At 57.2% G+C, this 12509-nt stretch carries 16 protein-coding genes and 1 riboswitch; of the genes, 4 read left to right on the top strand and 12 right to left on the bottom strand.

Going from position 1 to position 12509, the window contains the following annotated elements; translation table 11 throughout:
* Positions 1-271: 271 nt before the first annotated feature.
* Positions 272-1135 (top strand): MerR family transcriptional regulator, encoded by an 864-nt coding sequence (locus ACFO3S_RS03010; RefSeq protein WP_378092061.1) that lies wholly within the window; start codon positions 272-274, stop codon positions 1133-1135.
* 20 nt (positions 1136-1155) lie between these two features.
* On the opposite strand, the gene ACFO3S_RS03015 is transcribed toward ACFO3S_RS03010, so the two are convergent.
* From ACFO3S_RS03015 to ACFO3S_RS03055, 9 genes are all read right to left on the bottom strand, one after another.
* Positions 1156-2010, bottom strand: coding sequence for an SDR family oxidoreductase (locus tag ACFO3S_RS03015; RefSeq protein WP_378092063.1), 855 nt, complete (start codon positions 2008-2010; stop codon positions 1156-1158).
* Positions 2007-2420, bottom strand: coding sequence for an MmcQ/YjbR family DNA-binding protein (locus ACFO3S_RS03020; RefSeq protein ID WP_378092065.1), 414 nt, complete (start codon positions 2418-2420; stop codon positions 2007-2009). The genes ACFO3S_RS03015 and ACFO3S_RS03020 overlap by 4 nt, the downstream gene beginning before the upstream one ends.
* 594 nt (positions 2421-3014) lie before the next feature.
* Positions 3015-4202, bottom strand: a complete 1188-nt coding sequence (locus ACFO3S_RS03025; protein ID WP_378092067.1) for a DUF418 domain-containing protein — start codon at positions 4200-4202, stop codon at positions 3015-3017.
* Positions 4199-4987: an SDR family oxidoreductase gene (locus ACFO3S_RS03030; protein WP_378092069.1), complete on the bottom strand. Its 789-nt coding sequence runs from the start codon at positions 4985-4987 to the stop codon at positions 4199-4201. The genes ACFO3S_RS03025 and ACFO3S_RS03030 overlap by 4 nt, the downstream gene beginning before the upstream one ends.
* The gene (locus ACFO3S_RS03035) at positions 4984-5544 is read right to left on the bottom strand and encodes a class I SAM-dependent methyltransferase (protein WP_378092071.1); all 561 of its coding nucleotides are present in this window, start codon (positions 5542-5544) and stop codon (positions 4984-4986) included. Before ACFO3S_RS03035 ends, ACFO3S_RS03030 begins: the two co-directional genes overlap by 4 nt.
* Positions 5544-5972: an SRPBCC family protein gene (locus ACFO3S_RS03040; protein ID WP_378092073.1), complete on the bottom strand. Its 429-nt coding sequence runs from the start codon at positions 5970-5972 to the stop codon at positions 5544-5546. The genes ACFO3S_RS03035 and ACFO3S_RS03040 overlap by 1 nt, the downstream gene beginning before the upstream one ends.
* On the bottom strand, positions 5962-6282 hold the full coding sequence (locus ACFO3S_RS03045) for an ArsR/SmtB family transcription factor (RefSeq protein WP_378092075.1): 321 nt from the start codon (positions 6280-6282) through the stop codon (positions 5962-5964). The genes ACFO3S_RS03040 and ACFO3S_RS03045 overlap by 11 nt, the downstream gene beginning before the upstream one ends.
* Positions 6283-6337: 55 nt before the next feature.
* Entirely contained in the window at positions 6338-7630 is a 1293-nt protein-coding gene (locus ACFO3S_RS03050) for an NtaA/DmoA family FMN-dependent monooxygenase (protein WP_378092077.1), read from the bottom strand.
* Between the two features lie 209 nt (positions 7631-7839).
* On the bottom strand, positions 7840-8346 hold the full coding sequence (locus ACFO3S_RS03055; RefSeq protein WP_378092250.1) for an AraC family ligand binding domain-containing protein: 507 nt from the start codon (positions 8344-8346) through the stop codon (positions 7840-7842).
* Between the two features lie 191 nt (positions 8347-8537).
* On the opposite strand from ACFO3S_RS03055, the gene ACFO3S_RS03060 reads away from it, so the two are divergent.
* From ACFO3S_RS03060 to ACFO3S_RS03070, 3 genes are all read left to right on the top strand, one after another.
* Complete coding sequence (locus tag ACFO3S_RS03060; protein WP_378092079.1) at positions 8538-9242, top strand: response regulator transcription factor; 705 nt, start codon at positions 8538-8540, stop codon at positions 9240-9242.
* Between the two features lie 21 nt (positions 9243-9263).
* Positions 9264-10478, top strand: a complete 1215-nt coding sequence (locus tag ACFO3S_RS03065) for a sensor histidine kinase (RefSeq protein ID WP_378092081.1) — start codon at positions 9264-9266, stop codon at positions 10476-10478.
* 83 nt (positions 10479-10561) lie between these two features.
* Positions 10562-10714, top strand: a riboswitch (cyclic di-AMP (ydaO/yuaA leader).
* Positions 10715-10849: 135 nt separating this feature from the next.
* Positions 10850-11266, top strand: coding sequence for a universal stress protein (locus ACFO3S_RS03070; protein WP_378092083.1), 417 nt, complete (start codon positions 10850-10852; stop codon positions 11264-11266).
* Positions 11267-11371: 105 nt separating this feature from the next.
* Here ACFO3S_RS03070 and mnhG read toward each other — a convergent pair whose 3' ends face one another.
* From mnhG to ACFO3S_RS03085, 3 genes are read right to left on the bottom strand one after another with little or no spacing between them, the layout of a single operon-like run.
* A complete protein-coding gene (gene mnhG / locus ACFO3S_RS03075) occupies positions 11372-11755 on the bottom strand; it encodes a monovalent cation/H(+) antiporter subunit G (protein WP_378092252.1) in 384 nt (127 codons plus the stop codon).
* A complete protein-coding gene (locus tag ACFO3S_RS03080) occupies positions 11739-12032 on the bottom strand; it encodes a Na(+)/H(+) antiporter subunit F1 (RefSeq protein WP_378092085.1) in 294 nt (97 codons plus the stop codon). The genes mnhG and ACFO3S_RS03080 overlap by 17 nt, the downstream gene beginning before the upstream one ends.
* Positions 12029-12508 carry a Na+/H+ antiporter subunit E gene (locus ACFO3S_RS03085; RefSeq protein WP_378092087.1) on the bottom strand — a complete coding sequence of 160 codons (480 nt, stop codon included), beginning with the start codon at positions 12506-12508 and terminating at the stop codon, positions 12029-12031. Before ACFO3S_RS03085 ends, ACFO3S_RS03080 begins: the two co-directional genes overlap by 4 nt.
* Position 12509 lies beyond the last annotated feature (1 nt).

Here is a 12509-nt window from a genome sequence, read left to right on the forward strand (position 1 = left end):
GATCTGATGCTCAATAGCGATCGGATCGTCGAAGAACAAGTCGTAGTAGGAGATTTTGTGGACCCGGTTGTTTTTGACCGCGTCTGCTCCAGCTCAACAAGGCCGACCCCCTGCAGCGCTAGGCCCATGGAGGCTTGTCATCGGTTCGACATTCCCTGATGTATGCCGATTATAATTGAGATCGATTTCCAAAGAAGTGAAGCGAAGGATAGAAAAAGAAAGTTGACCGATCCCTTAGGGTCCGCGATATGATATTGGCGAGGTGATTCGGATGCGGATACAAGAGGTATGCAGGCAGTTAAACGCGACGAAAAAAGCGGTGACCTACTACGTGGAGCATGGACTGGTCAGCCCCGCCGTGCTGGATAACGGATATCGCGACTTTAGCCCCGAGGATGTCGAACGTTTACGGAAAATTAGCATCTTGCGCAAGCTGGGACTGGGCACGGACGAAATTAAAAACGCGCTCGCGGAGCAGGGAGAATTGTTCCTGCGGGAAAAACTTGTGCGGAATGAACTGCGGCTGGCTCGCGACGGCGCGCGCCAATCTCTATTGCAGCGGTTAAGCGAAGGAGGGGACTGGCAGGAAGCGGAAAGCGCGCTGCAGGCTCTGGAGCGGCAGGCCGAGGCGATCGACAAGCTGCTGCATGCCTTTCCCGGAGATTTCGGGCAGTTTATCGCCCTGCATTTTTCCCCATTTCTCCAGGAGACGCTCACAACCGAAGAGCAGCAGTCGGCATACGAGGAAATCGTCCGCTTTCTCGATGACGCCGCCGGCTTCTCCCTCCCTCCGGAATGGCAGGCGTGGCAGACGGAACAGCCGGTATCGATGTCGCCCTCCGCTTGGAGGGCGCTGTCGGCGGAAATGATTCGCGCCGCTCGGAACCCCGGCCCATTTATGGACGAGCACGACGAAAGGATTTCCGCCTATCTGGCGTTCAAGCAATCGGAGGAGTATCGGCATTCCCCCGCCTTTCGGCTGCAGCGGGCGCTGCGCGAGTTTCAGCAGAGCGTCGGCTATCACGAGCGTTTCATACCGGCAATGAAGCGATTAAGCCCTTCCTATCGCGAGTATGCGCGGCAGCTTGAGCAAGCGGCGGACGTCCTGCGCGAGAAATATCCCGAGACGGAATGAAAGGGGGCGCGCCGCCAGCCCTATTCGATGACAGGCGCGTTCTCGGACAAGCCGGTCCACTGCAGGCTTCGTTCATACAGCTTTCTCTGGAGCGGCTTGTCGTAAGATACCGGAACGGTGGATCCGACGCGGCGGTTGCCGGCGAAATACTTCCCGCTTGACGAACCGGCTTCCGGCGACGCGGCCAGGTGCAGAATGAGCCGGGCGCCTTGCTCGGGAGAGCTCATGAACAGCTTCGCCAGCGGGCGAATGAAGCCCGGGACGCCTCTCGTCGATTGCGGCGTATAGATCACGCCCGGATGGAGCGCGTTAACGGTAATTCCGCTGCCCGCCAACCGCTCGGCCATGAAATACGTCATCATAATGACGGCAAGCTTGGCTGTCCGGTAAGCTTTGAAGCTCGAATACGACGTCGGCCGGACCGCTTCTTCCAGATCGAGCCGCTTGGCCTGCATGACGGAGGCGACGTTCACGATACGGGCCGAGCCGGAAGCTTTCAACTGGTCGAGCAGCAGGTGCGTCAGCAGGAACGGGGCCAGATAGTTGACGGCGAACGTCATCTCGAAGCCGTCCACGCTCGTCTGCTGTCGGCCAAACAGTCCGCCGGCGTTGTTGACGAGCACGTCCAGCCTGTCCCAACGGCTGCGGAACGCCTTGGCCAAATCTCTGACGGATTGCTGGGAAGACAGATCGGAGACGAGAAGCTCGATCTGCGCGTTGCCGGTTAGCTCGATCAGCTTCCGCTTCGCTTCTTCGCCGCGCTCCCGATGGCGGCAAACCATAACGATACGGGCCCCCTGCTCCGCAAGCCCTTGGGCGGCGGCGAAACCGATGCCCGAGTTGGCGCCGGTAATCATGCAGATTTTCCCCTTCATTGTTCCGTCTCCTTCCGTTGATCGTACATCGCCAGAACCCGCTTCGCAGCGCAGCTTCTCCATGCCAGCTCAAGCCGCCCCTTCAGTTCGTCCGTACCGATCGCATCCAGACGAACGAGAACGTACGGATAGTTCCGGTAATGATCCGTGATAAAGTAAACCTCGGGGTGAGCCTGCATGAGAAAATCCCGGCTCTCGAGGTCTATTCTTAATACGAGTGTAACACGATCTTCATGCAGCCTGGCCAACAGCTTCTTGCCAACTCGGAAGGCCGGCGTTCCGTAAGCGGTGCCTTCCTCTACTTCGGGCAGAGAACGGGTCAAGCGACGAAGCCGTTGAAAATCATCTGCGTGCGGAATAGCGATCCCCTCCCAATCAGAATCGATGAAATCCTGCGAATGGCTGAGCATTCGTGAGAGAAACCCTTAAATACGAGAGATGTTGTCAGGTTAAGCAAACGGTCAACAAGCGGCCTTGCAGGAATCGTCCCAGTTGCCGGCGGAGCCCCGACAGTCATCGCGAACAAAGGCCAGCTCGCGCCAACCCCCACGTCAACCCCCGCCAGTCCAGGCCAACACACGCCAACCCCCGCGAGCCCCCGCCAGCCCAGACCAACCTACGCACTCCGCGAGCCCCCGCCAGCCCACTAACGTAACGGTTGCCAGCGCCGCTAATTGTGCCCTTTTCGCAGTACGGAGGTTGTAACGGTTGCGGCAGCGGCTATTTCAGCCGAAAACGCGCGTTTCGCTCGATAACCCCAAAATAAGCGCGGTGGCAACCGTTAGCTTTTCCTTTTTCGGGAAAACGATCGATTAAGCGCCACTGCAACCGTTAGACGTTGCCGGCAGGTTGCGCGCCTTCGATCGCATACGATCGGTCGCATCCCATCGACCGTATGCCGTCGATCGCATACGACAACGGCTTAACCTGACAACATTGCGATCGCCCCATCTACCCATTCGGCGCTGATGCGTCAGCTTATTCGCAAATCGAGCACAATCCGGTCATGTCTGATGCTTCATAGGCTGCCGCTTGCCGTACGTCAATGAGCGCCATAACCATTCGACAGGTCCGAAGCGGTACCTTCGAAGCCATAACCGGCTTCCCCAGACTTGAGCCGCGAAAAGGAGCAGGGATAGCGCAATTCCGTACGAAGGCGCGACTTGTCCGTACCATCCGAGACCATAGCTGTAAAACAGGAAGGTGCATACGACGGACTGCAACAAATAATTGGTAAGCGCCATCCGTCCCGCATCCTGCAGCGGAGCGAGAAGCAGTCTCCAGAAACGCCTCCGGCTCAGCAGCAGCAGGCTGGCCATATAGAATACGGAGACAGCCGGGCCGGCTATCAGTATGCCTGCCCAATGCGCGTTGTTAAATCCGCTTTGCCCGGCATCCACAGTATGATGCAGCCAAACCTGAAACGCCAGAAACAAAAGTCCGATGCAGCCGCTCCACAGCCCGATTTTACGGATCGCAACGGCATGAAGGTCCGGATTTCGAAGCCACCCCTTCCGCCAGGCGTATGCCCCAAGGAGAAACATAGCGAATGTTAAGGGAATCGTCAATAAAGAACTGTTCTGCACATGCGAGAGATCCAGAAGCCGTTGTCGAAACATCTCCTCTAAGGTTCCGCTGCTGTAAATCTCGTTAGCGTCGCGGATCAACCGGAGGGCATCGACCGTTGACGGCCCCTCGGGGAGTCCCCATCGAACGATCCCGGGCGCGAAAGTATGAAGCGCAATCCATGCGGCGGGAATCAGCAACAGGCCGAGCGACCAATACAGAAGCGTATTCGGCTTGCGTCTGTAGAAGGCGAGAAGGGCAAAACCCAGCATGGCGTAAACGAGCAGAATGTCGCCGAACCAAATGAAGTAGCCATGCAGAAGACCGATTAGCAGCAAAACGAAAAGCCGTCTTAGGTAAAGCGCCGTGCCTCTTCGCCCTTTTTGCTCGGCCCTTTGGAGAAAAATGATGAAGCCCGCGCCGAACAAAAAAGAAAACATAGAAATAAACTTGTAATCCACGAAAATGTAGATCAGCAGCTTTGCGATTCGATCGCCCGTCGCGGCCCACCATTCAGCATCCAGCATGTTCATATATAGATAGGGCGACGAATACAACGGCATATTGGCGATTGCAATTCCAAGCAGCGCCAGCCCGCGTATCCAATCGAGCTGTGCGAATCTCATGGCTGTTCGATATCCTTGAAGCCATATTCAGCGGCCAGATCGGCGACACGCAAGGTTCTGCCAGAATAGCGCCTTACTTCAGGATCCCCGAATAACGCCTTGACCGCTCGCCCCGAAAACTCGACGGAATCGCTTCCCGGCGGCCGCTCGCCCATCGCGGATACGATGGCCTCGGTACGCGTAAATCCGGGCGAGAGCGCAAGCGCGGTAACCCCTTGCGGCTCCAGATCGTAAGCGAGCGAATAGGCAAGCCTGCTCACGCCGTTCATGGCCAGATCGTAGAACAGGTTGCCCATTCTTTCCTTATTCGGATCCGTATACCCCGTCAGAATGACCAGGCCTTTCCGTTCAAGGAGAAGCGGTGCGGCGTACCACGCGGTAACCAGATGGCTTCGAACGCCGATATCGACCATGTTCCGCCAGTTCTCGAGAGAGAGCCTCCAGAATGGCCCGCTCTGGAAGGGAAGCGCGTTTCCGTTGCAAGCATTCGCAACCAACAGATCGATCCCTCCGCGCTCGTCTTGAATACGCTTGAACAACGCTTCGACCGCACGATCGTCCGCGTGGTCCAGGGGAACCGCAATGCCTCTGCCGCCCCTTTCCGTCACTTGCTCGGCGGTATCTTCAACCGTGCCGGGCAAAGATGACTTTCTACCGCTGCGGGATTCAATGTCGGTCACATAGACCGTAGCCCCCGTTTCGGCCATGACCCATGCAATGCCGCGTCCGATCCCGCGCGCGGCTCCGGTGACGACGACAACAGCCTCATTGCTGCGCTCGGTCATTCGTTCTCACTCCCCATCTCGTATTGAAGAGCATCGTCCAATTGAGCAACGACGCCTACCGCCGGAACCGGAGCTAGTTCGCCGACGATCATTTGCCTGACCGCGAACCCGGCGCTTATCAAGCGGCTTTCGGTACGTTCCGCAATCTGCTTAAGCTTGCTTGCCGCCGGGGGTTGATTGAATACGTACAGGGCGCCGCCGGGCAGCAAGCTTTCTTTAATAATGTCCAAGCCGCAATTGCTGTTCGTCCAGAACAGATTGACATTAATCGCGAATATTTTATGAAAACGTTCTCCGTTCAAATCCGCTTCGTGCAGAGAGGCCGTGATAAATTTCGCCCTGCCGGCCGCGATATGCTCCGCATTCTTTTTTTCGGCGATGCGGATCATACTGTCCGATTGATCGATGGCCGTGACGCTGCCATCGGTCAAGCTTCCGCAAATCAGGGAAACCGCCGTTCCATGCCCGCAGCCGATCTCAAGCACGCGATCGGACGGGGCGATCGCAAGCGCATCAACGGCCCATTTTACCCGATCGGGGAGGGTCGCCGCCATCATCAGGCCCCTCGTTCGATAGACGCACGGTCCGACAGAATCTCTTGAAGCCGAAGCAAATTCCGAATCCAATTGTCCTGATGGCATTCTCTTTCGGATTCAGGGACAGAGGTATGATTGAGGCATAACCAAGTGCCGTCGCCATGCGGAGTAAGCGTGATCTCGACCCATGAAGACCCCGGAGGGTGAATGGCGCTATCTACCCACCCCCATGTGAAAACGATCCGCTCGAACGGTTCGATCGCCTTGAACGTTCCGACGATCTTGTCGCGTCCGTTCATGTCGATCCGAATTTCGCCTCTCTCCTCCGGTTCCACCGTCGCTTGCTTCCCCAGCCATTGACAAAGCTTGCCGGCCTCCGTGAAATAAGAAAAGACGGTGCCCGGCTTTGCCTCGATGAACATTTTACGCTCAACGATTCTATTGCTCATGATCCTTCCCCCTCTCTTCGGCTTCGGCCAGATGCTTCAGCATGCCGAGATGATCGTCCCAGAATTGCCCCAAATACTGCTGTAAACTCTCAAAGCCCTCCTTCCGCAAGTAATAGATTCTGCTGTTCTTCCGCTTCTCAACCCCGACAAGCTTCGCCTCCAATAGCACCTTCAAATGCTGGGACACGGCGGAAGCGCTGATCTCGAACAAGGAGGACAGATCGCCTGCCGTCCGCTTGCCGTGCTTAAGAATTTCCAGCATCCTTCTTCGTTTCGGGTCGCCAAGCGCAATAAAAATGTGATTGATCATGGAGCAATTTTAGCAAAAACTTAATTTAGTGTAAACTGAAATAGTGACGATTCGCCTATTTGATCCCCAGATGCTCGCGCAAAGTCGTGCCTGCATACTCTCTTCTGAACAGTCCTCTGTCGGCCAGTCTCGGCACCAGCTCATCGAGAAACAGCTCCAAGGAACGAATCGAACCGCCCGGCAGGGCAATTACGCCGTCCATGGCGCCGGCCTCGAACCTGGCGACGATCTCCTGCAGCACATCCTCGACCGTTCCGGCCGCCACCCAGTGCGCAGAACCGATCACCTCCGGCCGCGACAGCAGCTCCTCCACGGTCGGCTGCCGCTCCTCGATCAGCCTGCGCAGCAGATCGGCATGGGTCCGGCTGCGCACGGGCCGAGCGGGATCGGGCAGCAAATCGGCCGTAACGCGCCGATCCGGCGGCAATCCTTCGAGATCGAGGCCGAGGATCGACCGGACGGATGCGAGCCGCCGCTCCATGCTCAGATGGGCATGCGCCTCCCGGTACATCATCTGCGCCTCGCTTCTCGTGTCGGCCAGGAAAAAATACAGCCCCGGCAGCACCCGCACCGCGTCCGGAGAGCGTCCGTGCGCTTGGGCCCGATTCTGCAGATCCCGGCGCAATTCTATGCCCGAAGCCATGTCGGGCGTCGACGCGAAAATCGCGTCCGCTACCGAAGCGGCGAAGCTCCGGCCCGAATCCGACGCTCCCGCCTGAAACAGCGGCGGCGTCCCCGCCGGGTGAGCAGGCACGTTAAGCGGACCCTGGACGCTGAAATATTCGCCGTTATGGCGGATCGAAGCAACCCTTTTGCCGGAAGCGGCTTGATCCGGCGCGCGGCCGGCAAGCGCCTCGTACGGATAGCTGTCCCAGAGCTTGCGCACGATGTCGGTGAACTCCGCCGCTTTCGCATATCTTTCTTCGGACGAAGGCATCGGGGAATCGGTAAAATTTTCGGAGCCGTCGATGGAGGTGACGATATTCCATGCGGCGCGCCCATTGCTGAGCCAGTGTAAGGACTGGATCTGCCGGGCGACCACGAACGGAGGATTAAACGTGGTGGACGCGGTCGTCACCAGCCCGATTCGTTCCGTCTCGCGGGCAATCGAAGCCAGCATCACCGTCGGGTCGAGACTGGCAAAGCGGGGAGAATACTCCTCCCCCTCTGCGTGAAGATAAAGGGCGTCCGGCTTGAACACGAAATCCAGCCTCGCTTTCTCCGCCATTCTCGCCAGCTCGACATAAAAATCGCTGGAAAACTGCTTCTCGGCGCTCTCTTCGCTTTTTCCTTTCCGCCAAGTGGCGGATAAGGACAATCCGATGCAAAGCTGTCTTGTTTCGCGCAACTTCCCTCAACCTCTCTTTTTATCTTATAATCGATAATGATTCTCATTATTGATTAGTAGTTTAGCAAGGGGAGAGGAAAATAGGAATGCACAATTTGCCAACCGATCATGCATCATTATTGAACGGAGAAAATTGACGAGCGAGCCTTCCCGCTGCCGATTCCGGCGTTGGATTGACGTATTCCGTGGGAGACACGCCGAATTTCTTCTTAAATATTCTGCTGGCCCGGCGCGCTTCCGCTCTCCCGGTGCTTGCAGCCTGTCAGAATCTGGTCCATGACGCTTAGAAACAATTGCTTCACGCGAAGCCTTCCGATTCCGTCAAGCGTGCGCGCGCTCTGATGAAGCACCGACAGCAGCTCCGTTACCCGCGGATTGGCCGCCGGCTCCAGCAGGAAATGACGGTCGCATTCCCGGCTGCCCCCGGCTTCGTCAAAGCTGTAAAGAACGGTGTAATACTCGTATTCGGACGGGCTGGTTACCTGAGCGTCAAGCCGCATGCCCGGAGCCGCATGAAACACCGATCCCTGCTGCAGCTCGTACACCGTTCCGTCCACGCTCATCATCGCTTCTCCGCGAACGACGAAAAGAAAGCCGTGCTTGACCGTTCGGAACTCGCGCAGTACGCTTTTCGGCTGGAACACCAAACGGTAAACCTCTTTGATCTCATAGGAGCCGCCGGCATAAATGTCGGCCAGCTTGTCCGCGCTCGTCATCGCCTGCACCTTCTTCCCCTCATCGCTGTCCTCGGCTTTTTATTTTCAATATACAATAATGCCCGAATAATGTCCTCCAGGAAGCGAATCGGCAAATACGACCGCCATTCCTTAACAAGACTTAAGAACTGCCGGCGACGGGTTATGCTATATTTACGTTATAAAGCACAATAAGCACGCAGGTGATGGGAATGTCTTCAAGCACGACGATTTTACTGGTAGACGACGAGAAAGAAATCATTAAGCTGATGGAGATTTATCTCCATAACGAAGGGTACAAGCTGCTGAAAGCCGGCGACGGCTTGACCGCGCTGGAGCTGATGGACGCCAATCCGGTGGACCTGGTCATCCTGGACGTCATGATGCCGCATCTGAACGGGATCGAGACCTGCATCAAAATCCGCGAACGGTACGACGTGCCGGTTATTTTCCTGTCCGCCAAAAGCCAGGACATCGATAAAATCTCCGGCCTTAGCATCGGGGCGGACGATTACGTCACGAAGCCGTTTAATCCGCTCGAACTAATGGCGCGCGTGAAGTCCCAGCTGCGCCGCTACAACCGGTTCAAGCGCCAGCTGAACCAAGACGGCAGCGTCATCGAGATCGAAGATCTGGTCATCAACTTCATCAATTATACGGTCATGGTGGACGGCAAGGAGGTCAAGCTGACGCCGCGAGAATTCGCCATCCTGCGGCTGCTGGCCGTCCATCGCGGCGCAGTGCTGAGCATGGACACGATCTACGAGAAAGTCTGGAACGAGCCGTTCATGGAATCCAAAAACACCGTAATGGTCCATATCCGCAAAATTCGGGAGAAAATCGAGAAGGACCCGCAAAATCCCCGGTTGATTAAAACGGTGTGGGGAATCGGCTACAAGATGGAATCGACCACATGAGCATGAAGGGGGGCCTGCAGATTGAACGTCAAATGGATGCACTCGCTTCGATGGAGGCTGCTTTTCTATAGTTTGGCCAGCGCCGGGATGACAGCCGCCGCGCTGTACGCCGCCAATTTTCTCGTTGCTCTGCTGCTGCAATCCGCGCTTCGCGCGCCCTTCGCCTTTGTGATCCATACCGTCGGCTCTCTGCCCGTCTTCATTGCGGCCGGAATCGCTCTGTACGTCTCCGCCTTTTTCCTGCTCAGCCACGGAACGATCCGCAGGCTGGAGAATCTGTACCGCTCTTTGCGGCGCATGGAGGAGGGCAGCTTCGAGGTGCAGACCCCGCCCCGCTCCGCCGACGAGATCGGCCGCCTTCAGGAGCTCGCCGGACGGTTAAGCGGACAGCTTAGCCGCGATCTGAAGCGAATTGCCGCCGGCCTTCAGGAGATCGCCGACGGCAACTTCGAGCGTCCGATCGAGACGATGGACGCTTCCGGCGAGCTCGCCGAGGTGGCCCGCAGCATCAACGCGATGGCCGCCAAGCTGCACCGCTCCATTCTCGACGAGCGCTATGCCGAGCAGACGAAAAACGATCTTATTACAGGCGTCTCCCACGACTTGCGAACGCCGCTCACCTCGATCCTCGGCTTCCTGGAGGTCATTCATCAGGACCGCTACCGGGACGAGGTGGAGCTTCGCCACTACACGGACATCGCCTACAATAAGGCGCTCAGCCTCAAGAAGCTGATCGACGATCTGTTCGAGTATACGCGGATCAACAACGGCATGCCTCTGAGCGCTGCAGATTTGGATCTGGTCGGCTTCGTTCGGCAGTTGGCCGAGGAGTTCGTTCCGCAGCTGGAGGAGGCCGGCATGATCTGCAGAATCGATGCCGAAGTCGAGACGCTTCCCCTCTCGGCAGACGGCGACCTGCTCGTTCGCAGCTTCGGCAATCTGATCGCCAACGCGATCCGGTACGGCCGGCCGGCCCCCTATATCGACATCGCCGTCCGCCGCTCCGACGAGGAGGCGATCGTGGAGATCGCCAACTACGGGAACCCGATCCCCGAGCGGGATCTGCCGTTCATCTTCGACCGGTTTTACCGGGTGGAGCGCTCCCGTTCCCAGGAAACCGGCGGAACCGGCCTTGGCCTCGCCATTACGAAGAGCATTATCGAAGTCCACGGCGGCACGATCGACGTGTCCAGCAGCCCGGACAAAACGGTATTTACGACCCGGCTGCCGCTGTAGTCGAACCCTCTCACGACTCAAAGATTTTTTGCGCCGACGTCTTTACTTTTGGCCCGAACTGGCTTACTATGTAATCGATAAATTCATATTCATCGCTTAATCCTCTTTTATAGAGGAGCGGGGGAACCAAAGAAGCGGCAGCGCTTCAGGGGTGAATTCTCTCTGAATCCGGAGAGAACGGGGACTCTCAGACCCGAATCCGACAGCTAACCTCGTCAGCGTCATTGAGAGAGAGCCTTCATACATCTTTGGTTTGTCGTTAAGGTAACTACAACCGAAGCTTGGTAGCGGACTTCTCTGCTCCAGGCTTCTTTTCTTGTGTATTTTAAAACTTATGAACCCCGGCGCTTCCCGGAAAAGGAGTATGTTCGATGACTAGCGGCGAGAAAATCATGGTATGCATGGATCACGGTTCCCATGGCGAAAGGCTGATCGGGCGCGGCGGCAAGCTGGCCGGTCTGCTGCGGTGTCCGCTGTATGTGCTGAGCGTGATTCCCGTTCGCTCGGAGACGCTCGATCCGGAGAGGGAGAAGGAATTGGCGATATGGCGGGCCCGATGCCAGGAGCTCGGAGCGACGTTCATCGTCAAATCGCGCAAAAATCGAAAAACGGCCGAGGTGATCGCGGAGGCGGCCAGGGAGCATCGCATTACGCAGCTGATTCTCGGACAGACAGGCCAGACGCGCCTTCAGGAAATGATGCACGGCTCCCTCGTTCACGAGCTGATCAACCGGGTCGGAGAAGTCGACGTGCACGTCGTGTGCGACCGTTCCGGCAGCGCGCACTGATCTGTCATCGGATTGCCCGACAGCAGGCCGGCGCGGTACGAAAACAGGGGAGACCGGACGGCCGCAAGCCGCCCGATCTCCCCTTCCGTCGCCCGCAAACGCCGCTTACGGCCGTCCGTTCTCCGGGGAGGGCGCCCCTTCTTCCTTCTTCCTCAGCGCCTTTTCCCAGTCGTCACGAACGCTTTTTCCCCACAGCTTGACGCCGCTGCGGTAGGCGGCGCGGCCGTTCAGATGCCCGGCAACCGGCGAGGTCAGAAATACGAACAGAATGCCGAGCAGCAGCTTGGCGCTGACATGCCCCTCGAAAAGCGCAAAATACAGAAACGCGCCGGCCAGTACGCACAGCACGCCCAATGTGGCGCTCTTGGTCGCGGCATGCGAGCGCAAGTAGACGTCGGGCATCCGCACCAGGCCGAAGGCGCCCAGCAGGCAGAAGATTACGCCGATCAGAACGGCCAGCACCACGGCGTATTCAACGATCGCTGTCAGCGTCTCCACGTTCCATCACCACTCCCCGTTCGATATATCTTGCAAAGCCGACCGTCCCGATAAAGGTCAGAATGCCGATCACCAAAATCAAATCCAGATAAACCTGAGTCCGCTGCAGCAGGCTGAACACCGCCGCCATCGCCAGCATATGGATACCGATCGTATCAAGCGCCGCGATCCGGTCCGCCGGAGAGGGACCTTTCAGCAAGCGATACAAGCAGGCAAGCATCCCTGCGGCTAGAAGAATCAGACTGAACTGCAGCAAATAACCGATCATGCATGCCTCACCTCCAATATCGCCCGTTCAAAAGAATGCTTGATCTGCTCCGCCAATTCCTCCGCATCCTCGATGTCCATCGCATGGATAAACAGCGTCCGGCTGTCTCTGGACACCTCCAGCGTCAACGTGCCCGGAGTCAGACAAATCAGGCATGCGAGAATCGTAACCTCCCAGTCCGATTGGAGCTCCGTCCGAAAGGTAAAGATGCCTGGCCGCATGTTCAGCCGGGGCGATACGACGTGCTTGGCGACAGCATAACCGGAAACGAATAATTCCTTCATAAAGAGCAGCAGAAGCTTCGCGATCGCCCACAGCTTTTTGACATAGAGAGGCTGGTGAAAAAAACGGCGAAAAGCGATCAGAATGAGAAGCCCCATCGCATAGCCGACGATAAAGCCCGCCGCCGTCCAATCATTATTCAAAAACATCCAGGTGATGGACAACAACGCATTGAGCAGCAGTTGAAAAGCCATA

This window comes from Cohnella hongkongensis (assembly GCF_042654645.1).
In the GTDB taxonomy this organism is placed as follows: domain Bacteria; phylum Bacillota; class Bacilli; order Paenibacillales; family Paenibacillaceae; genus Cohnella; species Cohnella hongkongensis.